The following is a 25,206-nucleotide window of genomic DNA, read 5'->3' as shown; positions in this document are numbered from 1 at the left end:
GCTATCACCCGCCCCAGACCCCGCGTCTGGCGCGCGGCCAGACGGTAGCGGCGGCCCGGAGCGTGAGGCAAGGCCGGAGGGCGCAGCGGCGCCGCCGCTTTGCGCTGGGGCGGGTTACCGGTTCGGAGCCGATTCGCGCGCCGCGGTAGCGGAGTTGGCGGCCCCGTCGCTCCAAAACAGCCGGCGCTCGAGCAGCTCGCCGGGTAGGAGGCAGACCAGCGACAGCACGGCGAGCGTCGCCGGGGCGGCGGCGTCGGCCACGGCGGGGATGTTCTTCGCGCCGCCGGCGAGGATCTGGGCGCCCAGCGGCAGCACGATCCCGCCCATCACGCCCAGCGCGTACCGGGTCTTGGCCACGAGCGACTTGGGGCCGACGAGCGCGCGGGCCGACTCCTGGCGGGGCGACGGGTCGCCGCCGAGCTGGGCGAACAGGTAGGTCTCCGCGGCGAGCTTTGCGCCGGAGGCCGTGACCAGCAGCAGCACGAGCAGGCTGCCGTAGCCGCCGAGCTTCTCCCCCTCGCTCGCCCGCCACACGGCCCAAGCGGCGAGCGCCCCGGCCGCGCCGATCGCCACGGGCGTGGCGAGTTGCCGCACGGCCGCGTCGAGCCCCCACCAGCCGCCCGACAGGGTCCGCCGCTTCCAGCTGTACACGAGCCGCGCGCCGAGCATCGCCGCCACGGCGAGCGAGGCCACGACCAAGATCGGCCCCGCGGCCGGGTCGGTCTGGCCGGCGGGCGTCGCCGCCAAACGGCACCACGCGGTCAGCACCGCGGCCACCAGCGCCGATTCGATTAGCAAGAGGGCTCCGCTCATTTCTCGTTCAGCTATCTCAGAAAAACGGAAACCCCGACGGCAAACGCCGGAAACCTGCTGCGTGTTGGCGTCGAGGCTAAGCAAGACGCTTCCCCACTCCCCACTCCCCACTCCGCCTTTGTTCGCGGGGACGCTTCCGCAAGGCTAGCCAGTCTCCGCCCGCGGCTACCCCTCAACCCGTCGTCCGCATGCCCGCGGCAACACTCTTTACCGACAGTTGCGACAGGTGCTTCAGGTCCTCGGACGGGCCGTCGGCCTGGTTCGCGTCGCGGATGCGGCGCATCACCTCGAGCTGGATCAGGTTGAGCGGGTCCACGTACCGGTTGCGGACCTTGATCGAGTCTTGCAGCCACGGCACGCCGTCGAGCAGCTCGTCGCGGCCGGTCACGCGCAGCAGGGCGCTGCGGGCGCGGTCGTACTCGGCGTCGAGCATGGCGGCGATCTCGCGCATCGCCGGGTCGTCGCCGGCCATCTGCGCGTAGCGGTCGAACACCGGCAGGTTGCTCTTGGCGAGCGCCAGCTCGGCGTTGTTCAGCGTGGCCTGGAAGAAGGGCCACTCGCGGTACATCTCGGCCACGGACTCGGCGCCGTCGGGCTGGTCGAGCTCGGCCTCGAGCCCCACGCCCAGCGCGTACCACGCGGGCAGCAGGCACCGGCTCTGCGTCCACGAGAAGACCCACGGGATCGCCCGCAGGTCCTCGATGGCGTCGCCCTTCTTGCGCTTGGCGGGGCGGGAGCCGATCGGCAGGGCCTCGATCTCGCCGATCGGCGTGGCAAGGCGGAAGAATCGGGTGAACTGGGGGTGCGTCACGAGCTTGCGGTAAGCCCCCAGCGCGGCGTCGGCCATCCGCTGCATCCGCTCGCGGTACTCGCTCGTGGGCTTGGGTGGCTGAGTCGACGACGCGATCAGCACGGCCCACACGACCTGCTCCAGGTGGCGGTGCGCGATGGCCGGGTCGTCGTAGCGCTCGGCGAGGACCTCGCCTTGCTCGGTCAGGCGGAGCGAGCCGGAGAAGGTCTCCGGCGGCAGCGAGAGGATGCCCCGCGCGGCGGGCCCGCCGCCGCGGCCGAGCGACCCGCCCCGCCCGTGGAAGAAGACCACGTCGACCCCCTCGCGCTGGGCCAGCTCGTGCAGCGTGATCTGGGCTTGGTGCAGCTCCCACGCGGCGGTCAGGTAGCCGCCGTCCTTGGTGCTGTCGGAGTAGCCGATCATGACCGTCTGGCGGTCGCCGCAGCGGGCCACGTGCTCGCGGTAGGCCGGCGTGGCGAACGCGCCGCCGAGGATCCGCGGCGCGCGTTGCAGGTCGTCGATGGTCTCGAACAGCGGGATGATCGGCAGGTGCAGCGACGCGTCTTCCGGCTGGCCGCCGTCGACCCGCTCGCTCCAGCTCCACAGCCACAGCACCGTCAGCAGGTCGCTGGCCTGCTTGGTCATGCTCACCACGTGCCCGCCCAGGCACGCGCCGCCGAAACGGCGCGCCGACCGGCGCAGCACGCGGAAGAGCTGCAGGGTCTCGCGCGCGGTCTCCGAGAGGCCGACCGGCGCGATGTTCGCCGCGATCGGCAGGGTCTCCACCAGCAGCTCGCAGCGACGCTCTTCGCTGATCTGCTCGCCCTCCTTGACCAGGCCGATCGCGCGCCAGAGCTCGAGCATCACCTCCCCGTACACGCCCGAGTGCTGCCGCACGTCGAGCCGCGCCATGTGGAGGCCGAACGTGGCGATCTGGTCGAGCCACGGGCGGACCTCGGTCCGCGCGACCGCGTGGTCGCCGGCCGCGGTGATCGCCGCGTGCAGGCGGCGCACGTCGGCGGCCAGCTCGTCGGCCACGCGGTACGCGCCGGCGGCGGGCGCCCCCTCGGCGGGCGACGCGGCCGTCTGATCCAGCCGCCAAGCGATCACGCGCAGCCACCGGCGCGGGGCCTCCAGCGGCGGGATGGTTTCGAGCAGCTCCGCGCACCCGGGCCACTGCGCGCAGGCCGCGGCGATCGGCTCGAACAGCTCCGCACACTCCGGCGCCTGGCGGACCGAGATGCTCAGCGAGCCGAGCAGTTCTTCGCACACGCCGCGGTGGCGTTCGATCGCCGCGCCGCGCAGCCAGCGGAGCGTCTGCTCGGTGATCTCGGGGGTCACGTAGGGGTGGCCGTCGCGGTCGCCGCCCATCCAGCTGCCGAACGAGAGCACGCGGCCCAGGTCGGGCTCGGCCGACGGGCAGACCTCGCGCACCGCGTCGCGGAGCTCGCCCACGACCTGCGGCGCGGTGTCCCAGATGACGGTCTTGAACGCGAGGCCGCGCTGGATCTCTTCGAGGACCGTCGGCCGAGTCGGGCGGATGATGTCGGTCTGCCAGAGCTTGACGATGTCGCGACGGACCAAGCCGCGGAGCGCTTCGGACTCGCGCGGCGTGAGCGACTCCGAATCGAGCCGGCTGAGCAGCTCGCGTAGCGACCGCAGCTGCGCGCGGAGGCTCTTGCGTTTCGCCTCGGTCGGGTGGGCGGTGAAGACCAGCTCGACGGCGACCCGCTCGACCGCGCGGCAGATCGCGTCGTCCGACAGGCCGCTCGCCTTGAGCCGCCGCACGGCGGCCAGGATCGACTCCTTGCGCGGCTCGGGGTGCTCGGCCCGCTCGCGGTCGCGGAGCGCGCGGACCCGCTGGCGGTCCTCGGCGAGGTTGGCCAGCTCGAGGAACGTGCCGAACGCGCGGACGACGATCCGCAACTGGTCCGCCGAAAGGCCGCGGAGCAACTTGTCTAGCTCGTCCGCGGCCGACAGGTCGCCGTCGCAAAACTGCCGCGCCAGCGCCCGGACTTGCTCGACCAAGTCGAACGCGTCCTCGCCGGCGAACCGGCGGACGGTCTCGCCGAACGCGCGGCCCAGGTCGTCGATCTCGCGTCGCAGCCGCTGGTCGCTTGCCATCGCCGGGCTCGCTCTGTGCTCGTGTCTTCCGAGGACCCGTACGATCCCGCGGGCGGTCGCGACAGAGTATCACGCAAACGCGCGGACGCGCGAAGAAGGGCTTGAAGGGGAGGCTGTAGACCGGAGGCTGTAGGCCGTAGGACGCGCCGGGGGCGTCGGTTCGTGCTGGAACGTAAGGGACGCGACGATCACGCCGGCGAGCCGCTCGCCGTAGGACGCGCGCCGCCCTCGCGCGGCGAGGTCTTGGCCTAGCCAAGCCGAGACCGCCGGAGAGGCCGTAGGCTACAGGCTGTAGGCCGTAGGACGCGCCGGGGGCGGAGCTTGATCGTGGGGCGTGGGGTCGCACGATCACGCTGGCGAGCCGCCCGCCCTAGGACGCGGGCCGCCCCCGCGCGGCGAGGTCTTGGCGGAGCCAAGCCGAGACCGCCTGAAAAGCCTGCGCGGCGAGGTCTTGGCGTAACCAAGCCGAGGCCGCCCGGAAAGCCTGCGCGGCGAGGTGTTGGCGGAGCCAACCCGAGACCGCCGAAAACCCAGCGGAGGGCACGGGACTCGAACCCGCAACCGGTTGCCCGGCACCTGAATTCCAATCAGGCCGCTAGCCAATTCGCTTACCCTCCGGTCTCTGGGCGGTCTCGACGTGGCTACGCCAAGATCTCGCCGCGCCGCTGGTGAGCTTCCGCTCACGGGGCAAGAGTTTAGCCGAGACGAGATCATGGCGACAGCCATGTCGAGACCGGCAGCGACCCAGCCGAGACGAGATCATGGCGACAGCCACGTCGAGACCGGCAGCGACCCAGCCCGAGACGAGATCGTGGCGACAGCCACGTCGAGGCGTGTTGGGAGGCTACAGGCCGTAGACCGTAGGCTGCAGGGAGTGCTTGGGGCGACGCCCCCGGCGCTTCCTCCGGCCTCCGGTCTCCCGCCTACAGCCGGCTTCAGTCGGTCGCGCCGGCGCCTTGGATCAGGCCGATGAACTCGCTGTTGCTCTTGAACTTCGCGAGCTTGGTGGTGAGCTGCTCCATCGCGTCGACCGGGTGCATGCTGCTGAGCGTGCGGCGGAGCATCGTCGACGCGTGCAGCATGTCGGGCGAGAGGAGCTTCTCTTCGCGGCGGGTGCCGGACTGCTCGATGTCGATCGCCGGCCACACGCGGCGGTCGGCCAAGCGGCGGTCGAGCACGACCTCCATGTTGCCGGTGCCCTTGAACTCCTGGAAGATCAGATCGTCCATGCGGCTGCCGGTGTCGATCAGCGCGGTGCCGACGACCGTGAGCGAGCCCCCCTCTTCGAACGCCCGCGCGGTCGCGAACAGCTTCTTGGGGATGTCCATCGCCTTGATGTCGACGCCGCCGGACATGGTGCGGCCCGTGTTGCCGACCCACTTGTTGAACGCGCGGGCGAGCCGCGTGATCGAGTCCATCAGGAGGAACACGTCCTTGCCCATCTCCGTCAGACGCTTGCAACGCTCCACGGCGAGCTGGGCCAGGCGCACGTGCGACTCGACGTCGCAGTCGAGGCTGCTGGCGAGCACCTCGCCCTCGACGCTGCGCCGCATGTCGGTGACCTCTTCGGGCCGCTCGTCGATGAGAAGCACGATGAGGTTCACGTACGGGTAGTTCTGGCTGATCGCGTTCGAGATGTGCTGCGTGAGCACCGTCTTGCCGGTGCGCGGCGGCGCCACGAGCAACGCGCGCTGCCCCTTGCCGAGCGGGCACAACAGGTCGATCACCCGCGTGGTCAGCGGCTCCGGGCCGGTCTCCAAGCGGTACCACTCCTCGGGCGTGATCGGGGTGAGCTCGTCGAACGACTTGACCTCGGTGTACTCGTCGGGGGTCATGCCCTCCACGTCGAGCAGCTCGCGCATCCGTGGGCCCTGGTCGCGTCGTTGCTGCTGCACCAAGCCGCTCAGCAAGATGCCTTCCCGCAGGCCGTACCGGTCGATAATCGTGCCGGGCACGAACGGGTCGCTGCGCTCGCGGGTGAAGTTGCTCGACGGGTCACGCAGGAACCCGTAGCCGTTGGGGTGCATCTCGAGCACACCGGAGGCCGGCGCCAGCTCGTCGGAGACCTTGAACTCGGGGCCCTGGTCTTGCCGCTGGTCGCCGCCCTGGCCACGCCGGCGGTTGTTGCGTCCGCCGCCGCGGTAGTTGCCGCGACCGTTTTGGTTGTTCTGGTTGTTCTGGTTGTTCCGACCGCGGTACCGACCGCCAGATCGCTTCTTGCTTGCCATCGTCATGTTTTAGGGTCGCTTGCTGGGCCACCGCCGGGCGTCGCCAGGCGGCCCACCGCAACAGCGCAAGCGCCGTGGCGATAGGGCAGGCCGATTCGTTCCTAGTTGGATTCGCGTTGCGTGTGGGGGACGCCGATCCGAATGGAGCGGCGATGCTCAGAGAGTCTTCGAGAGAGGCAGTAGCAGACCGCGGTGGTTGGCGTCCGACCTTTTCGCGCCGGGGCCGATCAAGACCAGTCGATCGAGACCACGTAGGGCCGCTTTCTTGGGGGCTTCCTTAAATTGCCGGTGCCGCTTCGTTGGAGCGGTCGTCGCGGGGGCGGCCCGACTGCGGACCAGCCACGGCGACGAAATGAAATGAAATCTCTACCCTCAGGCGAGGCCGCGGCGTCGTGCCCGGTCGCTGAGAGAGGCAGCCCTCCGCGGCTGAGAATCTTTGGCGTGGATCGACCCACGAAAAACGAGGGCCGCAGATCCAGACGCTCGGCGATCTCGTCGCCGGGAAGGCTCAGTTGCTAAGCGGCGTGGTCCGCCGCGTCCTGGGTCACGGCCGCCACAGCGAACCCACCAGGGTGGGCTCGTCCGCTTGGCGGCACGCTGGGTTTTAATCCGATCGCCCGGATTCAGGCAACCGTGTCATCCGGCGATCGCGCCGGCTGACCGTAGCTGGCTCTTGCTGAGGGGCTCGTGCTGAGGGGGGTTGCCGCCACGGCGGTCCGACGGCTGCGGCCGAATCGACGGTCAGCGGCAGTGGCGTCCTCGAGGCGGGTGAAAACCTTCGGCTTACAGTCCGGGAAGCGGCGAATCCGGGCAGTCCGGGGAGCGGCGAATCCGAGGGCTGAGAGCGGCTGCTTCGAACGCTCACAACTCGCTCTGGCCGCCGGCCTTTAAGCTCGGGCTCCGCACGATCCGTGGCCCTGGCGGGCCGCTTGGGACCACCGTGGTGGATCTCACCAGCCCCTTTTCGGACCGCAGCAGGCGGCCCGACATCTTGCTCGGTGAAGTTCACTCAGCCGCTGGTCGCCACGATGCGACAGCCCGCTGCAGCTGGCCATTGCCGCCGATCCTCCGCCCACTCAGCAAAACGCTCGCGGGGCGAGGGGTCTGATGCGGCTGAGGCCCACGGCAATGGCGGGCATCGCCCTCAGCATCAGCAAATGCGGGGCCGCTTTGCCAAACTGACCCCGCTGAAGTCAAAACGCCTCGGAAGGGCGTTGTGTTCAACTGTTGGGAGTATTTCCCGCTCAGCAGCGCCTGTCAAGCGGACTCTGCCTACTTCGCGAAACCTTCTCAGTGGCCCGCCCACCCGCTCGCTCCACCCCGAAATCCGGCGGAACCGGCCCAATCCGCAAAATTGCCTCAAAGCGCAGCCGTGCCGGCGGTCGATCTCAACCCAAGGCGGCGTTGCGCCGCCGGTGGAATCTCGATTGGCACACGACCCTCACACGGCGTCGACCATGAAAAACTCGCTGACTCGCCTCGCCTCGCTCAGTTTGGCCGTCCTGCTGGCGGCCGGGGCCGCCGCGCAGTCGACCGGCATCCAGTGGCGCGGCGACTTCCAGGCCGCGCAGGCCGAGGCCCGAAAGACCGGCAAGCTCATGCTCGTCCACTTCTGGACCGAGAGCTGCGGACCCTGCAAGGTGCTCGACCAACGGGTCTACAATCAACCGGCCGTCGGGATCGCCCTGAACGAGCAGTTCATTCCCGTGAAGATCAACGCCGAACAGTCGCGGGAGATAGCCCAGGCGTACGGCGTGACACGGGTGCCGACCGACGCGGTCGTCGCGCCCGACGGCCAGCTCGTGAAACAATTCGTCAGCCCGGCGACTCCGATGGAGTACATCGGCTACGTGTCGCAAGTCGCCGCCGCGTACAAGACACAAGGCGGCGGGCCGTTCGCTTCGGCGGTCGCGTCGGCGCCGATGCCCTCTGCGACGCTGCCCGGCGGCGCCGGGTCTCGGGATCGCACGACCGCGATCAACGAGGCCTACGCCAGCCTCGCCACGTCGCGCTCGGCGGACGCCGCGCCGGCCGCTCCGCCCACCGCGACCGCCCAACCGGCCGCTTCGCGCACCGACAACCCCTACGCGTCGGCCGCCGCCACTCAGCAGCCAACTCAGCAGCCAAGCCGGCAGCCCGCCCCGCAAACGGCCGCCGCACCCGCCGCTCAGCCGGCCGCGACCGTCGCCGCGGCGCCGCAGCTGCCCCCGGGCAGCCCGCCGCTGGGCTTCGAGGGCTACTGCCCGGTGACCATGAAGAACGAGTGGCGATGGGTCCGCGGCGACGTGCGTTGGGGCGCGATCCACGAGGGGCGCACCTACCTGTTCGCCAGCGCCGCCGCGCAGCAAGAGTTCCTCGCCGACGGCGCCGCCGACAAGTACGCCCCGGTTCTCGCCGGCGCCGACGTTGTGGCGGCCGTCGACCAACGCCGCCAAGCCAACGGCAAGCGCGACTTCGCCGTCCAGTACCCGCCCGGCAGCGGCAGGTTCTACCTGTTCACCAGCCAGGAGAACCTCGAGAAGTTCTGGACCGACCCCGGGACCTACGCCCAAGGCGCGCAGCGCGTGGCGCAACTGCCGGCCGGCGGCACGATCGTCCGCTGAGGAAGGGCTTCAGGCTCCGGGCGTCAGGCTTCGGGCTTCAGCCCACAAGCTGCTGCCTGCTGCCTGCTGCCCTCTGCCCTCTGCCCTCTGCCCGCTCCTCACTGGTCGCGCATCGAACGCTGCAGCCGCACGACCTGGGCGCGGACCTCTTCGAGGCCGGGGTTCAGCCGCAGCGCGCGGCGGAACGACTCCAGCGCCGCCACCAGGTTCTCTTGCATGAGGTAGCACTGCCCCATGCCGGCGGCCGCGGTGAAGTGGTACGGGTTGATCTCGAGCGCCTGATGGCAGTTGCGGATCGCGGCCTCGTACTGCGACAGGTGGTAGTGGGCGGCGCCGCGTTGGCGCCACGCCTCGGCGATCCAGGGGGACTCGTGGATCAGCTCGGTGGCGAGGCGGATCGCCTCGTCGTAGCGCTTCGACTGGTTCAGCCGTTCGATGCTCTTGAGCGTCATCCGTTGCTCGCGGCTGCCCACGCGTAGCCACAACTCGCGGATCGCGTTCTCGGCGATGGTGCGCACGCCGCGGTCGCGGTCGGTCAGCGCGCGGCCCACGATGGCGTTCGAGCCGTAGTCGCTCATGAAGCCCAGCGCCAGCACCGCCGCGCGGCGGCCGGCCCGGTCGGCCATCTGCGCAAGCCGCTCCAGCGTCGCGCACGTGTAGTGCCGCGACACGTCGCGGATGAACGACGCCGAGTCTTGCTCGTTCAGGTAACGCTCGTAAGCCGACACGATCAGCGGCGGCCGCAAGGTTCGATCTTCCATAACCGCGTGGCGCCCGTCGGGCGGTGGATTGCCGCGACCGCGAGACGATCCGTCGCCCACGCGCTTCGCCGAGGATCGGGTAAAAAGGGCGAGCCTGAACTGGTTCGCCCTTCCGGCCGCTCGACCACCCGCCCCGCTTTCCTCGACGCGAGGCGGCGTTGGTCGCTCGGGTTGCCCTGCAGTTTAATCAGGCGGCCTATCCGCTCAACGAAAAAGCCGGGCGCGGCGGCTCGCCACAGCACGGGCGCAAAATGCCAATGATTCTTCTTGACACCGGACGCGCCCTGCCGACCGTTCGGCCGCGCCCGTTGATAGCGGCTTTGTGCTGCGTAGTGGTTCTGCCGCTCGGCGCCGCGGCCGCGACTCCGCTAGCGCAGAAGCTTGCGCGGCCGGCCTCCGGCGTGTGGCGCGGCGGCGCCCTCGGCGACGCGCTGCAGCGCGTCGCGGCCGTGCACGAGGTCCCCCTTTGGCTCGACCGCGGTGTCGACCCGACTCGCCCGCTGCGGCTCACCGCCCGACGGACCACGCTCGCCGGGCTGCTCAACGAGATCGCCGACGCGGCGGGCCTCGGCGCCTGCACGGTCGGCGAAGCGGTCTACCTCGGCCCTCCCGAAAAGGCCGCCGCGCTCGCGGCGCGACCGGGGCGCCGACGGGCGTCGGGCCCGCTGCGCGAGCCGCGCGCCGTCCACTGGCCGCGCCTGACCACGCCGCGGGACCAAGCGAGGCAACTGGTCCAAGGCGCGGGCCTGCGGCTAACGAACCCCGAGCGCCTGCCGCACGACTTGCTCCCGGCGTGGAGCGCGCCGCCGGCGCCGACGGCCGATCACCTGAGCCTGTTGCTCGTGGGCTTCGACCTCACGTGGCGCGAGGCGCGCGGCTCGCGGGGCGCCGTGGAGCTCGTCGACCTGCCGCCCGCCGAGCCGAGCCCCGCGCCGCGACTACCCGAGCCCCGCGCGGCCACCGCGAACGAGAGCGACACGCGATACTCGTTGCGGATCGATCAGAAGCCGCTGGGGGCGGTCGCCGAGCAGTTGGCTGCGCAGCTCGGCCTCGAGTTTCGGACCGACCCGCGCCTGCCCGCGGGGCGACTCGGCAAGAGGATCACGGTGTCGGTCGACCGCGCGACACGCGAAGAGTTGCTCGGAGCCCTCGGCGCCGCGGGCGGCGTTTCGGTCGGTGTCGCCGACGGCGTGCTCGTGATCACGGCGCCGCCGTGAGCACAACGCGCAATAGGAAAGCCGCCACGGGCGACTACCCGAAGCGGCTCCCTTGGTGTGTTCGTCGTCGCCTGCGATCGGGCGGCGGTTCAGCAGCCGTGCTTCTCGAGCTTTTCGCGGAGCATGTCGGCGGTGAACGGCTTGACCAGGTAGTCGGACACGCCCGCCTGGATTGCTTCGAGCACGCGCGACTTCTCGGCCTCGGTGGTCACCATGATGATGGTGACGTCGCCGTCTTGTTTGCGGATCTCTTGGATCACCTCGAGGCCGTTCTTCCGCGGCATGTTCCAGTCGGTGAGGACCAGGTCGAACTTGCCGGCCTCGAACAGGTTGATCGCCTCCTCGCCGTCGGCCGCTTCGACCGCGGTGGGCACGCCGACGGCGCTGAGCGAGCGGAGGATGATCTTCCGCATGGTGCTGGAATCGTCGGCGACTAGTACGCGTGCACCCATCTTGATCTGGCTCCGGTGGTCTCGGCGTCGGCGCGTCGCGGCCCGCGGGCCGCTTCGCACGCCGAAACGTAGGTCACAGACGGGCGCTGTCAAAAAGGCCGCGCAGGCCGAGGTTTCACCGGGCCCGAGGGGGCTAGGCCAGCAGTTTTTCGAGCTGTTCGCGGATCGCGCTGGTGATCTGGCCCTTGAACATGGCGGCCGTCATCGGCAGGTTGCCGTCGACGTTCACCTGGTCGTCGCGCACGGTGAGGCCGCCGTCGATGGCGATGCCGAACGTCTTGAAGCCGAAGTCGAGCCGGTCGCCGGACCACTCTTGGCGGAAGTCGGAGACCTTGTCGCCGTGCTTCTCGCGGAGCTGGTCGGAGAACCCTTGCAACCGCTCCAGAGCGGCCTCGCGGCCGAGCGAGTGGGGCACGCTGAGATCGAACTTCGGCATCGTTTCCGCAGAGGGTTGGCGTGGGGGCGGTCGCGGTACGCTACGCGATTGTAGGCCGGGGCGCCAACCGCAGCGCAGCCTGCCGGACGAGTTCGCGCCGCAAGCGGCCGCCGCGCTGGCCGCCGCAGACCGCGCCGCGCAGGCCGACGGCCGCGGGCCCCAGCGCAGCGGCGACCGGCAGCTCGTGCAGGCCCAGCCCGCCGGCGAGCACCAGCCGGAGCCCGTGCCCGCTCGCCACGGCGATCGCTTCGGCGATGCGCTGCTCGCCCCACAGCCGCAGGCTGCTGGGGCCTCGTTTGCCGTACGTGTCGAGCACGATCCACCGGCTCCCGACGTCGGCCGCGACCTCGGCCGCTTCGGAAAAAGCAGGGCCGCTGGCCGCGTGCGCGTCGGCGTAGACCACCGGCGCGAGGCCCGCCGGGCAGGCGATCGCTGCGGCGGCGCGTGCGAAGGGCCGCCACCAGCGCTCCCCGGCCACGCCAGCCAGCCCGAGCTTCGCGACAGCCGCCCCCGGCGGGGGCGGCTGGCCGGCGAAATCGACCAGTTCCCCCAGCGCGACGGTCGTCGGCGCCCGGCTAGCGACCACGGCGAGCACCTCCGCGACGACCCGATCGGGCGCCCTCCCGAGGGGCCCGGCCGCGGGCTCCTTCACGTCGACGATGGCCGCGCCGCCGGCCAGCGCGTCGAGGGCCTCGCGGGGGCTGCGCACGCTGACCAGCAGCCGCGGCGCCCCGCCGGCGGTCAGGGGGGGCGTCGGCGTGTCGGCGGTGAGGGGGGTCACAACGGTAAATCGCTCGGCAGGGGACGGCTCGCCAATCCGCAGCGGGCGGGTCGATAGACGGTCCGTCCTGTCAGGGCTACCTTTCTACGCTCCGCACGCTTTCTACCCTCCCAGGGCGTACGCGAAAGCCGGGTCGCCTTCCAGCCGGTCGCGGCCCCTCCCCTCCCCCGACGCCTTCCAACCTCCTTCACCCGAGACAAATGAGCGACTCGTCGCACGGCGCCCCTTCGGCCGGTCCGGTCGTCGGCGCCATCCTGGCCGTTGTGCTGGTCTACGCCGGTTCGCTGGCGCTGGGCCTGCCGCAACGGGGAACCGAGATCATCGCCGCGGCGAGCGCCGCCCACGGCGACGAGCACGCCGAGCCGGGTGCCGAGGCGGTCGACCTCAGCGAAGAAGAAGTCGAAGTCCTGCACGAAGAAACCGAAGACGGGCACGACCACGAGCACGCGGACCCCGACGCCTCGCACGGCGACGCGGCCCACGGGCCCGCGGGCGAGCCCGAGCTGTGGACCGTCGCTCCGTTCATCCTCCTGCTGTTGGCGATCGCCGTGCTGCCGCTGATCCCGGCGACCGAGCACTGGTGGGAGTCCAACCGCAACCGCTTCTTGGTCGCGGCCGGGCTGGGTGTGCTCACGCTGCTGTACTACGGCCTCATGTACGGCCAACCGATCGAGAGCCACTGGCCGGCCCACAGCGTCGTGACGGGGGCGGACTCGGCCTTCAACTGGCCGGTGGTCCGCACGGTGCTCGAGAACGCGATCCTCGGCGAGTTTATCCCGTTCATCGTGCTGCTGTTCAGCCTGTACACGATCTCCGGCGGGATCCGCATCACCGGCGACCTGCAAGCGAACCCGGCGACCAACATGTTCTTCATGGCCGTGGGCGGGATCCTCGCTAGCTTCATCGGCACGACCGGCGCCGCCATGCTGCTGATCCGCCCGCTGCTGGAGACCAACCAGGAGCGCCGGCACGTGGTCCACACGGTCGTGTTCTTCATCTTCATCGTGTGCAACTGCGGCGGCTGCCTGCTGCCGATCGGCGACCCGCCGCTGTTCCTCGGCTACCTGCGCGGCGTGGACTTCTTCTGGACGCTCAACCTCTGGAAGTCGTGGGCCGCGTGCAACGGCTTGCTGCTGCTGCTCTACCTGCTGCTCGACGAGATCGTCTACTACCGGCGCGAGACCGAAGCCGACATCACCCGCGACATCCGCAACATCCGCTTCCTGAAGTTCCAGGGGCTGGCGGTCAACGGTCCGCTGCTGCTGGGCGTGGTGCTCGCCGTGGCGTTGCTCGACCCCTCCAAGCCGATCCCGGGGACGGACTGGCACCCGTGGATGTACCTTCGCGAGGTGGCCCAGCTCGGGCTGGTCGCGCTGTCGCTGTGGCTGGGCAGCCAACGCGTCCGCGACGAGAACCGCTTCAACTACCACGCGATCTTGGAGGTGGCCGCGTTGTTCAGCGGCATCTTCATCTGCATGCAGCCCGCGCTGCAGATCCTCAACGCGCAGGGCGCGCAGCTCGGGATCTCCTCGCCGATGGCGTTCTTCTGGATCACCGGCGGCCTGTCGAGCGTGCTCGACAACGCGCCGACGTACGTCGTGTTCTTCGAGACCGCCCGCACCCTGCCGCCGATGGACGGCCACGGCGTGGTGGCCGGCGTGGCCGAGCCCCGGCTGGTGGCGATCAGCCTCGGCGCGGTGTTCCTCGGCGCGATGACCTACATCGGCAACGGCCCCAACTTCATGGTCCGCGCGATCGCCGAGTCGTCGGGCGTGCGGATGCCGTCGTTCTTCGGCTACATGCTGTACAGCGTCGTCCTGCTGCTGCCGATCCTCGCGCTGGTCGCCTGGCTGCGGCTGGGGTGATCTCGCGGCGGCGACCTGTCGCTCGGCCGGCCGCCGCGTTACGTTCGTTGCTTTCCTAGCCCCGCCAGCCCCGCGCGCCGTGAGCCACGAGACCATCCTTACCGCCGACGCCCTGTCCGACCTGTGTCGGCGGCTCGAGGGGGCGGCGCGGATCGGCTTCGACACGGAGTTCGTGTCCGAAGACACGTTCCGCCCCGAGCTGTGCCTGGTGCAGGTGGTCGCCGAGGGGGGCGCCGGCGGCGACCTGCTGGCCGTGATCGACCCGCAGCCGATCGGCGACCTCACGCGGTTCTGGAAGACCCTGGCCGATGGCCCCCACGTCACGATCGCGCACGCGGCCCGCGAGGAGATCAACTTCTGCGTGAACGCGATCGGCAAGCCGCCGGCGAACCTCTTCGACACCCAGATCGCCGCCGCGTTCTGCAGCCCCGAGTACCCGGCCGCGTACAGCTCGGTCGTGCAGCGACTGCTCAACCAGCGCCCCAGCAAGGGCGAGCAACGCACCGACTGGCGCCGCCGCCCGCTGTCCGACGCGCAGATCGAGTACGCGCTGGAGGACGTCCGCTACCTGCTGCCGCTGCACGACCGGATCATGACCCGCGTGCGCGAGCTCGGCCGCGAGGCTTGGCTCGAGGAAGAGACCGACTCCTTCGTCCGCGAAGTGCTCGACGCCCGCACTCGCGAGCGGTGGCGCAAGGTCTCCGGATCCGGCGGGCTGCCGGTCCGCAGCCTGGCGATCGTGCGCGAGCTGTGGCGTTGGCGGCAGGCGGAGGCCGAGCGCCGCGACCTGCCCCCCAAGCGCGTGCTGCGCGACGACCTGATCGTTGAGCTCGCCAAGAAGAAGACCGACCGCCAGGACAAGATCCGAGCGGTGCGCGGCATGCTGCACGGGCAGCTCAAGAAATCGATCCCCGACATCGCCGACGCGGTCCGCCGCGGCCTCGAAGCCCCCACCGGCGACCTGCAGGGCGCGCGGCGCAAGCCCCCGCCGCCGCAGCTCAACCTGCTCGGCCAGTTCCTCGCGCCGGCCATCACCAGCCTCTGCAACCGGGCCGAGATCGCCTCGGCGATGGCGTGCACCGCGACCGACCTCCGCGAACTGATCAGCTACCGCCTGGGCTTCGACAAGTCGCAGACCGACCCCCCAGCGCTCGCCCAAGGCTGGCGCGCCGAGCTGATCGGCCACCTCATCGACGAGCTGCTCGAAGGCCGCAAGTCGATCCGCATCGGCGACCCTAACAGCCAGCAACCGCTCGAGTTCGAGGCGATCGAAGGAAAATGACCGTCGTCAAACGCTAGTCTGAGAGAGCCCCCTAGCGCTCAGACACGCCGCTCCTGCGGCCCTTCACCCGCCCGAGCCGCCTCCGCCACCCAAGCGGCGTTCTGGGCGTACCAGCGCACCGTAGCGGCCAGGCCGTCGGCCAAAGCGACCCGCGGCCGCCACCCGAGCTCTCGGCGGCTCGCTGCGGAGTCGAGTGCGTAGCGGGCGTCGTGGCCGGGGCGGTCGGCCACGTGCTCGATCAGCCGCCGCCGCGGGCCGCCCGACGCGCCGCCGTCGGGCGCGACCTGGTCGACCGCGTCGCAGATCGCCTCGACGACCCGGCGATTGGACCACTCTTCGGTCGGCGCCGCGCCGTCGCCCGGGCCGCCTGCCAGGTGGTAGGTCGCGCCGGGCTCGCCCCGCTCTGCGGCCGCAATCAGCCCGGCCACACAATCGTCCACGTGGAGCCAGTCCCGCACCTGCGAGCCATCGCCGTACAGCGGGATCGGCTCGCCACGCAGCGCCCTGAGCGTCGCGACGGGGACCAGCTTCTCCGGGAACTGCCGCGGGCCGTGGTTGTTCGTCGGGTGCACGATCACGGCGCTCAGGCCGTAGGTCCGCCGCCACGCGCCGACCAGGTGATCCGCCGCGGCCTTGGTGGCCGAGTAGGGCGAGCTCGGCCGGTACGGGTCGCCCACCCGCGCGGCTTTGGGCGGGCTGATCGGGCCGTAGACCTCGTCGGTCGACACGTGAACCAGCAGCCGCCGCGCGGCTTCGCCGGGCCCTAGGCCGCCGACGTGTTCCCGCCAGACCCGCAGCAGCGTGGCGGTCCCTTCCACGTTGGTTCGCACGAACCGCTCCGGGTCGGCGATCGACCGGTCCACGTGCGACTCGGCCGCCAAGTGCAGCACCACGTCGGGATCGAAACGGCCCACCGCATAGGCCAAAGCGGCCGCGTCGACCACGTCCGCCCGGACCTCCTCGTAGCGGAGATCCGGCCGCAAAGGGGCGACCGACGCGTCGACGCCCGCGTAAGTGAACGCGTCGTAGTTCAGCACGCGTGTCGCGGGGCGCTCGAGCAGCCGGCGCAGCAGCGTGCTGCCGATGAACCCGGCGCCGCCGGTCACGAGCACGCGTCGCAGGGGGCGGAGCGGCGGCATGGCGGGCGGGCCGGGCGGGGTTTCTCGGTTGGCGTCCCCCCTATCCTAGCCCCCGCGGCGCCCGCACGCGCCGGGATCGCCCCTTCTCGCCGGGGGCCCTATGGCGGTATCCTCACGTGCTTCGCTGCGGGCGCGACTGCCCGGCGGCGCCCCAGCCCCGAAAAATCGCTCGGCCGCGAGGCCGGGTCCCCCAGTCCGACACGACGCGAGAGCCATGGCGGCAGACGAACAGGAAGACGAAGCCCTCTCGACCGAAACCGCGGTTGCGGACGAGGCCGACGGCGCCGACGACGAGCCGCAGAAGCTGTCGCTCGACGTCGACGTGGCCAAGCCCAGCGCGTGCGAGCGCCGGATCACGGTCACGATATCGCGCGAGGACATCGACCGGTACATGGACGACGCGTTCAGCGACCTGATGCCCAACGCGTCGGTCCCCGGTTTCCGCACGGGCCGCGCGCCGCGCAAGCTGGTCGTGCAGAAGTTCCGCGACGACGTCGCCGAACGGGTCAAGGGATCGCTGCTGATGGACAGCCTCGCGCAGGTGAGCGAGGAGGAAGACTTCGCGGCGATCAGCGAGCCGGACCTGGACCTCGAAGCGGTCGAGGTCCCCGAGGAGGGCCCGCTGACCTTCGAGTTCAGCATCGAGGTCCGGCCCGAGTTCGAGCTGCCCAAGTGGAAGGGCCTGAAGCTCAAGCGCCCCGTGCACGAGTTCACGGGCGAGGACATCGACCGCCAGATCGAGCAGATGCTCGCCCGCTACGGCCAGCTCGTTGAGCACGACAAGCCGGCGTCCGAGGGGGACTACCTGGTGGTCAACCTCCGCGGCACGCACGACGGCCGCGAGGTGTCGACCGACGAGGAGCGCGTCGTCCGCATCCGCGAGACGCTCAGCCTGGCCGACGGCCGCGTGGAGGGCTTCGCCAAGCTGGTCGACGGCGCGAAACCCGGCGACAAGTTCCAGGCCAAGGTCAAGCTCACGCCGGACGCCCCCAACGCCGAGCTCCGCGGCGAGGAAGTCGACCTCCAGATCGAAATCCTCGAAGTCAAACGCCTGCGGCTGCCGGAGCTCGACGAGGAGTTCCTCGGCGAGATCGGCTCGTTCAAGACCGAGGGCGACTTCCGCGACGCGGTCCAGAAGGACCTCGAGCGGCAACTCGAGTACACCCAGCGGCGCCGCTACCGCGAGCAGATCAGCGAGCTGCTGACCGAGTCGGCCAACTGGGAGCTCCCCCCCGCGCTGCTGAAGCGGCAGAGCGTCCGCGAGCTGGAGCGGGCCGTGATGGAGCTGCGCCGCAGCGGCTTCAGCGAGGCCGAGATCCGCGCCCGCGAGAACGAGCTCCGCCAGAACAGCCGGGCCGCCACGGCCGACGCGCTCAAGGAGCACTTCATCCTGGAGCGGATCGCCGAGGACGAGGACCTCGACGTGGCCGACGGCGACTACGACCGCGAGATCCTCCTCATGTCGATGCAGTCGGGCGAGTCGCCCCGCCGGGTGCGGGCGCAGCTCGAGAAGCGGGGCTTGATGGACGTTCTGCGGAACCAGATTATCGAGCGGAAGGTGATGGAGCTCGTGCAGTCGGAGGCCAAGTTCGACGACGAGGCCTACGAGCCGCCGGTCAAGTCGGTCGAGGCGATCAACTTCGCCGCCGGCGGCGCCGAGGGCGACATCCCCGACGCGAGCGACGAGGCCGAGGACGAGTCCGAGGACTGAACACAGGGCGGTAAACAGTCGCTCGCGGCCTGAGTCTTCCGGGCTCACGCGACAGCGACTGCCCTCTGCCTGCTGCCTACTGCCCACTCATTCGACGGAGCACCCCATGAGCGATCTCTTCGCTCCCACGGACGGACCCTTTGCCGCCCCACGCATGGCGGGGGCCGCCGCGCCGGTCGACCCGCGGGCCGCGCGGGAGTACCAGCGGCAGCGTCAGATGACGCTCGGCGACCTGCTGCTGGAGAACCGCGTGATCTTCCTCCAGGGGGAGATCTACGACGGCAACGCCAACGAGCTGGTGATGAAGCTGCTGTACTTGCAGAGCGAGAACCGCCGCAAGGACATCCACTTCTACATCAACTCGCCCGGCGGCAGCGTCACCGCGACGCTCGCCATCTACGACACGATGCAGATGATCACCTGCCCGGTCGCCACCTACTGCGTGGGCCTGGCCGCTTCGGGCGGGGCCGTGCTGCTGGCCGGCGGCGAGAAGGGCAAGCGGTACGCCCTGAAGCACTCCAAGGTCATGATCCACCAGCCGCACGGCGGCGTCGGCGGTCAGGTCTCGGACATCGAGATCCAGGCCAACGAGATCATCAAGACGCGCGAGACGCTCAACCAGATCCTCGCCGACCACACCGGCCGCACGATCGACGAGATCCACAAGGCCTGCGACCGCGACTACTACCTAACGGCCGCCGAGTCGAAGGAGTTCGGACTGGTCGACGACATCCTCGTCCGCCCGCCCGGCTCCGAAGAGGGCGACGACGACTGACCCGCCCCGCCGCCATGGACGACGACCAGAAGCAATCCGTCTACGACGACTTCTACGACGCGGTCAACATGCAGCCCGCGGAGCTGGAAGACTGGCTCGAGACCGACCACTCGAAGGCGGTCGGCGACAGCGACTCCGGCGAGTCGACGGGCCACAAGTCGGGCCGGCGGATCGTCGAGATCAAGCGCAAGAAGAAGGCCGACCTCACCGACGGCGACTACCAGCACATGCAGAAGGTCGTCGGCTACGTGCACCGCCACAAAGCCCAGGGCCCCAGCGGCGACCCGGCGGACACCCCGTGGCGGCACTCGCTGATGAACTGGGGCCACGACCCCCTCAAGTAGCCCTACCCGCACTGCCCCGCTCGGCCGCACCACCAGCGGAAGACCCCGCCCACGGAAGAACCCAGCGGATCCCAACCTACGGACGCCCCCCATGCCCCTGATCCCGTACGTCATCGAGAAGTCCGGCCGCGAAGAGCGGGCGATGGACATCTACAGCCGGCTGCTCGTCGACCGGATCGTGATGCTCGGCTCGGGGATCAACGACGAGGTCGCGAACAACGTCGTCGCCCAGATGCTCTTCCTCCAGTCGGACGACCCGAAGAGCGACATCCACCTGTACATCAACTCCCCCGGCGGCAGCGTGACCGCGGGCATGGCGATCTACGACACGATGCAGTTCGTCACCTGCGACGTGGCCACCTACTGCCTCGGGCAGTGCGCGTCGATGGGCGCGGTGCTGCTGGCGGCGGGCACGGCCGGCAAGCGCCACGCGCTGCCCAACAGCCGCGTGATGATCCACCAGCCGCTCGCCGGCATGCAGGGCACCGCCGAGGACATCCTCATCCACGCGACCGAGTACCGGAAGACCAAGGACAAGCTCAACAGCATCCTCGCCAAGCACACCGGCAAGACCCTCGAGCAGCTCCAAGACGACACCGACCGCGACAACTTCATGTCCGCCGAGGAAGCCCTCGAGTACCACATGGTCGACAAGATCATCGAGAGCATGCACGCGTGACGCTTGGCTCGCTGCTCGTGGCTAGGGATCGGTGGCCGCTAGCAGTCTGGTGTTGATGACTCTCAGCGAGCCCACGACGTCGGTCGTGGGTGCTTCAGCCCTCGTGGCTCGAAGTGCTATCGGCGCAAGTTCTTTGCAGCGAGCCCCCGCCCGGCGACGGGTCGATTGTTGGCTCCCACCGACGACTTTACGTCGCCCAGCTCGCCCGCCGCGTCGCCCAGCCGAACCGCCGGCGCCCGCTCGAGCGGTCGCGATTGACGGCGCCGGCCCCTTCCTCTAGTTAGCCGGCATGAGACCCTCTGGGGCCAACGCCGCGCGCCGCTACGCCCGCCTGCCGCCGGCCGCGCTGGGCCTGACAGCGCTGGGCCTGCTAGCACTCGCCGGCTGCCGCTCCGGCGAGCGGCGCGTGCAGACCGAGCTGTTCCAACGCGAGCTCCGCCTGCAAGAAGACGAGATCTACCGCCTCGAAGACTACATCGAGGATTACCAGGCGATCATCCGCAACTACCGCTCCGAGGTCGAGCAGCTCAAGAAGGAGCTCGCCGAGACCCGCGAGGCCGCCGCCGACGCGAAGCCGCCGGCGCCCCTCCCCGAGCCGCTCGACCTCGAAAGGCCGCCGCTCGGCTCCCGACGCGGCGCCACCACGCCGCCCCCGGCGCTGCAGCCGTCGCCCGCCGGGCCAGAACTCGACGGGGCGGCCGACGATCCACCGGACGAACCGCTCGACCCGGACGCGCTGATCGAAACGCCCGACGAGCTCGGCGAGCCCGCGATCGAGGTCGCGCCGCCCGCGACGACGCCCGCGACCACGCCCGACCCGCCGCCGGGCGCCGCTCCCCCTCCCGGCGAGGAGGCGCCGCCGTTCCAGCCCGGCCTCGGCGCGAGCCGCCCGGCCGCCAGCCCGGCCGACGCCGGCCTGGGCGTGTTCCAGCCGAACCCGGTGGCCCAAACCAGCGGCCACAACCCGGGCGTCAAGCCGCCCAAGCCGTTCCCCCTCACCGCCGAGGCGACCCCCCTCCCCTTGCCCGCGGCTGTCGAGGAGTCCGAAGCGGCCCTATCGGCTCAGGGGGCCGACGGGATCGCCGTGAGGGTCGAGTCGAGCGAGCCGGGCAGGGGATCCGCTGTGATTCGGGAATCCCGCCGCGCGTCGCTAGCGGGCTTCACCGGCGAGGCGTCGGTCCTGCTGGTCGACCCCACCGCGGGCGACGGGCCGCAGAAGCTGGCCCGCTGGGACTTCAGCTCCCGCGAGGTCGACGCCGCGCGCACCCTCGGCGACGACCTCGGCCACCTGCGGATCGAGCTGCCGCTCGCGCTGCCCGAGGGGCTGCCGACCGGCGCGCCGCTGCGGGTCTGGGTGCGGCTGGTAGACAGCCACGGCCGCAAGCGGCTCGTTTCTACCGACGCGACGCTCGTCGGATCCCCGCCGCGGTTCGCGGCCGCCGGCGCCGCGGCCCGCTGAGCGGCGCGCCTGCTTAGCAGCAAGCGGGCGCCGGCGCCCCCGAAGATGGGAAAGCTGCGTCGGGAGATCGGTCCGTTCCCGATGCGCCGCAGACACGGTCTTCGCGGGTCGATACTCCAGGCCAGGGGCGGGACTCCGCCCGCGCCGAGGCGCCGCGCGAGCCGATCCGACGGCCGACGCCGCGGGCCGCGGCGCCCGACGCGACCGCAAGCGACGGAGCGAATCGTGATGAAGCGGACCCTGGTGCTCGTAGCCACGTTGTGGGCAGCCGCCCCGGCCGGTGCGTTCTGGTTCGAAGAGCTGTATTGCTACCTGGAGACGCACCGCGCGGAGAACAACCGCTGGCCGGAGCAGTACATCGAGCAAGACCGCATCAACGCGGCCGCGCCGTTCGACATCATGGTCCGCAACGGCTGGCGCCGGCAGAACCTGCTGGGCAGCCACCACTTCACCGAGGACGGCGCCGAGCTGACCCGCGCGGGCGAGCTGCGTGTGCAGTACATCCTGACCCAGACCCCGCCCGACCACCGGCAGATCTTCGTCGAGCGTTCGCTCGAAGCGGAGGTCACGCAGCAGCGGATCGACACGGCCAACGCGTTCGCGTCGACCATCGTGCTCGCCGGCGTCGCGCCGCAAGCCCAGGACACGCACATCCTGTCCGACGGGCGGCCGGCCACGGTCGTCGACTTCGTGAACTCCCAGTACCAGCAGAACATGCGGATCCCGACCCTGCCGCAGGGCGGGGCGCCCGCTCCGACGGAGTGAGCCGCGCGGGCCGCCGCGGGCGAGCCGCGGCGCCAACGAACAACCACTAGCGTAAGCAAGGCCGCCCAGCGCGGCCGATCCCGGGGGGGAGAGCCGTGCGACGCGTTCCATTTATCGCCTATGTGGCCGGGTTGTGCTTTGCGGCGGCGGTCGCTCCGGCGGCCCCGTCCTCGATGATGCAATCGCTCAGCCAGGCGTGCGAAGATAAGCCGCAGGCCGAGGACCAGGGGCCCTTCTCTTGGGCCACCAAGTGGTTCCGCGCCGAGCCGACGCCGCCCCAGCCGACGGCCGTCGCCACCGCGATGGCCGCGCAGGCGCGGCCCGCGCCGCCGGTCGCGGCGCACTACGGCGACTGGCGCTCGGCGCCGTCCCCGGCCGGGGCGGCCCCGCTGCGTCAGACGAACCCGCTGATGGGCGCGGCCACGTTCGCGCCGCTCCCGCCGGCCCCGTCGCTCGCTCCGGCCGCGACCGGCTTCACAATCGACGAGCAGCTGATCGCCGCGGCCGCCCCGCCGGTGGTCGAGCCCGACCCGACCGAACCCAAAGCCCTGCGCGACCTCGGCCACGCCCGCGACCGCGAGGGGGACCTCGTCGAGGCCGAGCGCTTGTACCGCAAGGCGATCGGCGCCGACCCGACCAACCCGGCCGCGTTGAACGACTTGGGGCTGTGCCTCGCGCGGCAGGGGAAGCTCGAGCCGGCCGCCGCGATGCTGCGCCAGGCGATCACGATGCGGCCCGACAAGCCCTTGTACCGCAACAACATCGCCACGGTGCTGGTCGAGCTGGGCCGCCCGAGCGAGGCCCTCGCCCACCTGAAGACCGCCTATCGGCCCGCCGCCGCCCACCACAACCTCGGCCTGCTGCTGGTCCGGTCTGGCGCGGCGGCCGACGCGGCCACGCACCTGCGACAGGCCCTCGAGCTCGACCCGAGCTTCCAGCAGAGCCGCGACGCGCTGGCGCGGCTCGAGAACGGGGCCGACTACGCCGATTCCGCCGCGGCGACGCCCGCCGGCGGCCAAACCGACCGCGAGCCGGCGCCGCCCGCCGGCGCGCCGAGCGGCTTCGCGTCGGCCCCGCAGCGTCGCCCCGCGCAGGTCGCCGCCGCGCCGCGGTGGGCGGGCGAGCCGACCTACGAGCCCACGCCCGCCGGCGCCGAGCCGCCCGCGTCGACCGACTCTCTGGGGTCGTTGCCCTACACCCCTGCGGAGACTGCCGGCGTGTCGGGCCCGCCGCGGCTGTTGCCGCCGGTCCTCGACCGCTGAGCCCACGCGCTCTTCGCGGCCGGGGCGCGCAGCGAACCGCTACCTTCGGGGGCGGTTGTGCTCGGTCAGGTACCGCAGCACGTCGCGTATGCTGATCAGGCCCACCGCGCGGTGGCCCTCGAGGATCGGCAGGTGGCGGTAGCCGCCCAGGTCCATCTTGTGGATCGCGAACGCGATCTTGTCGTCGGACGCCACCACGGCCGGGTTGGGCGTCATGTACTTGACGATCGGGTCGTCGTGCAGATCGACGCCCTCGGGTCCCAGGCGCAACAGCGCGTCGCGTTCGCTGAAGATCCCCGCCAGCCGGTCGTCGACCACGACGAGCACGCAACCGACCGACCGCTCGACCATCAGGTGGAGGGTCTCGCCGACGGTCGAATCGGCCCCGACGACGATCGGCTCGTGGTGGGGCAGGTCACGCACCAGGTCGTGCAGCAAGTCGGCCTCGACCGAGCTGGCCGGCACGCGGATGAACGCGTCGGTCAACGGCTGCTGGCAATGGCCGCAGACGTCGTCCCCTTCGATCAAGTCATCGGCGGCGCAGAAGGGGCAAACGAGCACAATAGGCTGGCGGCTGGAGGCTGGAGGCTGGAGGCTACCTTGCGTGAGTCGCTTGCGCTTCCTCCCGCCTCGGGCCTCCGGCCTCCCGTCTGTCTACTCGACGGTCCACGTGTCGCCGGCGCTGAAGAGTTTGTCGAGGTTGCCCGGCCCCCTCTCGCTGGTCGCCAGCTCGATCTGGTCGTTGACCAGCTCGTCGTAGCGCGGCGCGTCGACCGCGCGGAACACTCCGATCGGCTCGGGGAAGCCGTCCTCGTAACGCATCCGGCTGAGCAGGTACGCGAGGCTCGGCTCGGGCGACTTCTCGTCGTGGAACAAGAGGTCGTCCTTCGTGATGCCCGACCCGAGCTGCACGACCTCCGGCTCCAGCCCGTTCAGGCGGATGCCCTTGTCGCCGTCCTTGCCGAACACGAGCGGCTTGCCGTGCTCGAGGGTCAGCGTGGTGTCGGCCTTCGTGTCGCGGTCTTTGGCGTAGTCCCACGCGCCGTCGTTGAACACGTTGCAGTTCTGGTAGACCTCGATGAAGGCCGTGCCCGCGTGGTGGGCGGCGCGCTCGAGGGTCTCGCCGAGGTGCTTGATGTTGGTGTCGATGCTCCGCGCGACGAAGGTGGCCTCCGCGCCGATGGCGATCGACAGCGGGTGCAGCGGGTTGTCGATCGCCCCCATCGGGGTGCTCTTGGTCCGCTGCCCGAGCGGCGAGGTGGGCGAGTACTGGCCCTTGGTGAGGCCGTAGATGCGGTTGTTGAACAGGACGATGTTCAGGTCCATGTTCCGCCGGATGCAGTGCATCAGGTGGTTGCCGCCGATAGAAAGGCCGTCGCCGTCGCCGGTGATGACCCACACGGTCAGGTCGGGCCGCACGGTCTTCAGGCCGGTCGCGACCGCCGGCGCGCGGCCGTGGATCGTGTGCAGGCCGTAGGTGTTCATGTAGTACGGGAAGCGGCTTGAGCAGCCGATCCCGGAGATGAACACCAGCTTCTCGCGCGGGATGCCCAGCTGCGGCATCACCTTCTTCATCTGCGCGAGGATCGAGTAGTCGCCGCAACCGGGGCACCAACGCACGTCTTGGTCGCTGGCGAAGTCGGTGGGCTTGAGAATCGGCAGGTCGGTCGTAACGGCCATTTCGGGAGTCTATCGCGTTGGGTAGGAAACGCCGCTACGG

General features: G+C 70.7%; 21 protein-coding genes and 1 tRNA gene. 11 read left to right on the top strand and 11 right to left on the bottom strand.

Going from position 1 to position 25,206, the window contains the following annotated elements; all coding sequences use genetic code 11:
* Nucleotides 1–114: 114 nt before the first annotated feature.
* The 4 genes from RIC11_RS12770 to rho form a co-directional block, all read right to left on the bottom strand.
* Entirely contained in the window at nt 115–813 is a 699-nt protein-coding gene (locus RIC11_RS12770; protein WP_350211819.1) for a hypothetical protein, read from the bottom strand.
* A 172-nt stretch (nt 814–985) separates the two neighbouring features.
* Nucleotides 986–3,727, bottom strand: a complete 2,742-nt coding sequence (gene ppc, locus RIC11_RS12765) for a phosphoenolpyruvate carboxylase (protein WP_350211817.1) — start codon at nt 3,725–3,727, stop codon at nt 986–988.
* A 534-nt stretch (nt 3,728–4,261) separates the two neighbouring features.
* A tRNA-Ser gene (locus RIC11_RS12760) sits at nt 4,262–4,344 on the bottom strand.
* Nucleotides 4,345–4,662: 318 nt separating this feature from the next.
* Nucleotides 4,663–5,955, bottom strand: coding sequence for a transcription termination factor Rho (gene rho, locus RIC11_RS12755; RefSeq protein ID WP_350211815.1), 1,293 nt, complete (start codon nt 5,953–5,955; stop codon nt 4,663–4,665).
* 1,457 nt (nt 5,956–7,412) lie between these two features.
* On the opposite strand from rho, the gene RIC11_RS12750 reads away from it, so the two are divergent.
* Nucleotides 7,413–8,558, top strand: coding sequence for a thioredoxin fold domain-containing protein (locus tag RIC11_RS12750; protein WP_350211813.1), 1,146 nt, complete (start codon nt 7,413–7,415; stop codon nt 8,556–8,558).
* Nucleotides 8,559–8,656: 98 nt separating this feature from the next.
* Here the strand turns inward: RIC11_RS12750 and RIC11_RS12745 are convergent, their stop codons facing one another.
* On the bottom strand, nt 8,657–9,319 hold the full coding sequence (locus tag RIC11_RS12745; protein ID WP_350211811.1) for a tetratricopeptide repeat protein: 663 nt from the start codon (nt 9,317–9,319) through the stop codon (nt 8,657–8,659).
* A 332-nt stretch (nt 9,320–9,651) separates the two neighbouring features.
* Between RIC11_RS12745 and RIC11_RS12740 the strand changes: the two genes are divergently transcribed.
* On the top strand, nt 9,652–10,536 hold the full coding sequence (locus RIC11_RS12740; protein WP_350211809.1) for a hypothetical protein: 885 nt from the start codon (nt 9,652–9,654) through the stop codon (nt 10,534–10,536).
* A gap of 89 nt (nt 10,537–10,625) precedes the next feature.
* Here the strand turns inward: RIC11_RS12740 and RIC11_RS12735 are convergent, their stop codons facing one another.
* The 3 genes from RIC11_RS12735 to RIC11_RS12725 form a co-directional block, all read right to left on the bottom strand.
* Nucleotides 10,626–10,988: a response regulator gene (locus RIC11_RS12735; RefSeq protein ID WP_350211807.1), complete on the bottom strand. Its 363-nt coding sequence runs from the start codon at nt 10,986–10,988 to the stop codon at nt 10,626–10,628.
* Between the two features lie 133 nt (nt 10,989–11,121).
* Complete coding sequence (locus RIC11_RS12730; RefSeq protein ID WP_350211805.1) at nt 11,122–11,424, bottom strand: polyhydroxyalkanoic acid system family protein; 303 nt, start codon at nt 11,422–11,424, stop codon at nt 11,122–11,124.
* A 40-nt stretch (nt 11,425–11,464) separates the two neighbouring features.
* Nucleotides 11,465–12,205: a (5-formylfuran-3-yl)methyl phosphate synthase gene (locus tag RIC11_RS12725; protein ID WP_350211802.1), complete on the bottom strand. Its 741-nt coding sequence runs from the start codon at nt 12,203–12,205 to the stop codon at nt 11,465–11,467.
* A gap of 200 nt (nt 12,206–12,405) precedes the next feature.
* On the opposite strand from RIC11_RS12725, the gene RIC11_RS12720 reads away from it, so the two are divergent.
* Nucleotides 12,406–14,070, top strand: a complete 1,665-nt coding sequence (locus tag RIC11_RS12720) for a sodium:proton antiporter (RefSeq protein ID WP_350211800.1) — start codon at nt 12,406–12,408, stop codon at nt 14,068–14,070.
* Nucleotides 14,071–14,149: 79 nt separating this feature from the next.
* Nucleotides 14,150–15,352 carry a ribonuclease D gene (locus tag RIC11_RS12715; protein WP_350211798.1) on the top strand — a complete coding sequence of 401 codons (1,203 nt, stop codon included), beginning with the start codon at nt 14,150–14,152 and terminating at the stop codon, nt 15,350–15,352.
* 38 nt (nt 15,353–15,390) lie between these two features.
* Here the strand turns inward: RIC11_RS12715 and RIC11_RS12710 are convergent, their stop codons facing one another.
* Nucleotides 15,391–16,491, bottom strand: coding sequence for a dTDP-glucose 4,6-dehydratase (locus RIC11_RS12710; protein WP_350211796.1), 1,101 nt, complete (start codon nt 16,489–16,491; stop codon nt 15,391–15,393).
* Between the two features lie 214 nt (nt 16,492–16,705).
* Between RIC11_RS12710 and tig the strand changes: the two genes are divergently transcribed.
* The 7 genes from tig (at nt 16,706) to RIC11_RS12675 (ending at nt 23,486) form a co-directional block, all read left to right on the top strand.
* Nucleotides 16,706–18,202: a trigger factor gene (gene tig, locus RIC11_RS12705; protein ID WP_350211794.1), complete on the top strand. Its 1,497-nt coding sequence runs from the start codon at nt 16,706–16,708 to the stop codon at nt 18,200–18,202.
* Nucleotides 18,203–18,356: 154 nt separating this feature from the next.
* A complete protein-coding gene (locus RIC11_RS12700) occupies nt 18,357–18,977 on the top strand; it encodes a ClpP family protease (RefSeq protein ID WP_350212048.1) in 621 nt (206 codons plus the stop codon).
* A 14-nt stretch (nt 18,978–18,991) separates the two neighbouring features.
* Nucleotides 18,992–19,321 (top strand): DUF3140 domain-containing protein, encoded by a 330-nt coding sequence (locus tag RIC11_RS12695; protein ID WP_350211792.1) that lies wholly within the window; start codon nt 18,992–18,994, stop codon nt 19,319–19,321.
* A 91-nt stretch (nt 19,322–19,412) separates the two neighbouring features.
* Nucleotides 19,413–20,000 (top strand): ATP-dependent Clp protease proteolytic subunit, encoded by a 588-nt coding sequence (locus tag RIC11_RS12690; protein WP_350211790.1) that lies wholly within the window; start codon nt 19,413–19,415, stop codon nt 19,998–20,000.
* Nucleotides 20,001–20,289: 289 nt separating this feature from the next.
* Entirely contained in the window at nt 20,290–21,459 is a 1,170-nt protein-coding gene (locus RIC11_RS12685; protein ID WP_350211788.1) for a hypothetical protein, read from the top strand.
* A 228-nt stretch (nt 21,460–21,687) separates the two neighbouring features.
* Entirely contained in the window at nt 21,688–22,224 is a 537-nt protein-coding gene (locus RIC11_RS12680) for a hypothetical protein (RefSeq protein ID WP_350211786.1), read from the top strand.
* A 95-nt stretch (nt 22,225–22,319) separates the two neighbouring features.
* Complete coding sequence (locus RIC11_RS12675; protein ID WP_350211784.1) at nt 22,320–23,486, top strand: tetratricopeptide repeat protein; 1,167 nt, start codon at nt 22,320–22,322, stop codon at nt 23,484–23,486.
* A gap of 39 nt (nt 23,487–23,525) precedes the next feature.
* On the opposite strand, the gene RIC11_RS12670 is transcribed toward RIC11_RS12675, so the two are convergent.
* Both RIC11_RS12670 and RIC11_RS12665 read right to left on the bottom strand, forming a co-directional pair.
* Complete coding sequence (locus RIC11_RS12670; RefSeq protein WP_350211782.1) at nt 23,526–24,047, bottom strand: CBS domain-containing protein; 522 nt, start codon at nt 24,045–24,047, stop codon at nt 23,526–23,528.
* Between the two features lie 93 nt (nt 24,048–24,140).
* The gene (locus RIC11_RS12665; protein WP_350211780.1) at nt 24,141–25,166 is read right to left on the bottom strand and encodes a 2-oxoacid:ferredoxin oxidoreductase subunit beta; all 1,026 of its coding nucleotides are present in this window, start codon (nt 25,164–25,166) and stop codon (nt 24,141–24,143) included.
* Nucleotides 25,167–25,206: the final 40 nt, after the last annotated feature.

Origin of the sequence: Botrimarina sp., from assembly GCF_040219535.1 — a bacterium.
In the GTDB taxonomy this organism is placed as follows: Bacteria; Planctomycetota; Planctomycetia; order Pirellulales; family Lacipirellulaceae; genus Botrimarina.
The sequence above is the reverse complement of the archived record's forward strand: the minus strand, read 5'-3'. Positions and strand labels throughout refer to the sequence as shown.

Excerpts from the sequence above, each read along its gene's own strand:
- RIC11_RS12700 (WP_350212048.1), top strand. The coding sequence starts at position 18,357 with ATGGCGGGGGCCGCCGCGCCGGTCGACCCGCGGGCCGCGCGGGAGTAC.
- RIC11_RS12735 (WP_350211807.1), bottom strand. The coding sequence starts at position 10,988 with ATGGGTGCACGCGTACTAGTCGCCGACGATTCCAGCACCATGCGGAAG.
- rho (WP_350211815.1), bottom strand. The coding sequence starts at position 5,955 with ATGGCAAGCAAGAAGCGATCTGGCGGTCGGTACCGCGGTCGGAACAAC.
- RIC11_RS12750 (WP_350211813.1), top strand. The coding sequence starts at position 7,413 with ATGAAAAACTCGCTGACTCGCCTCGCCTCGCTCAGTTTGGCCGTCCTG.
- RIC11_RS12680 (WP_350211786.1), top strand. The coding sequence starts at position 21,688 with ATGAAGCGGACCCTGGTGCTCGTAGCCACGTTGTGGGCAGCCGCCCCG.
- RIC11_RS12770 (WP_350211819.1), bottom strand. The coding sequence starts at position 813 with ATGAGCGGAGCCCTCTTGCTAATCGAATCGGCGCTGGTGGCCGCGGTG.
- RIC11_RS12720 (WP_350211800.1), top strand. The coding sequence starts at position 12,406 with ATGAGCGACTCGTCGCACGGCGCCCCTTCGGCCGGTCCGGTCGTCGGC.
- tig (WP_350211794.1), top strand. The coding sequence starts at position 16,706 with ATGGCGGCAGACGAACAGGAAGACGAAGCCCTCTCGACCGAAACCGCG.
- RIC11_RS12690 (WP_350211790.1), top strand. The coding sequence starts at position 19,413 with ATGCCCCTGATCCCGTACGTCATCGAGAAGTCCGGCCGCGAAGAGCGG.
- RIC11_RS12745 (WP_350211811.1), bottom strand. The coding sequence starts at position 9,319 with ATGGAAGATCGAACCTTGCGGCCGCCGCTGATCGTGTCGGCTTACGAG.
- RIC11_RS12695 (WP_350211792.1), top strand. The coding sequence starts at position 18,992 with ATGGACGACGACCAGAAGCAATCCGTCTACGACGACTTCTACGACGCG.
- RIC11_RS12665 (WP_350211780.1), bottom strand. The coding sequence starts at position 25,166 with ATGGCCGTTACGACCGACCTGCCGATTCTCAAGCCCACCGACTTCGCC.
- RIC11_RS12710 (WP_350211796.1), bottom strand. The coding sequence starts at position 16,491 with ATGCCGCCGCTCCGCCCCCTGCGACGCGTGCTCGTGACCGGCGGCGCC.
- ppc (WP_350211817.1), bottom strand. The coding sequence starts at position 3,727 with ATGGCAAGCGACCAGCGGCTGCGACGCGAGATCGACGACCTGGGCCGC.
- RIC11_RS12730 (WP_350211805.1), bottom strand. The coding sequence starts at position 11,424 with ATGCCGAAGTTCGATCTCAGCGTGCCCCACTCGCTCGGCCGCGAGGCC.
- RIC11_RS12685 (WP_350211788.1), top strand. The coding sequence starts at position 20,290 with ATGAGACCCTCTGGGGCCAACGCCGCGCGCCGCTACGCCCGCCTGCCG.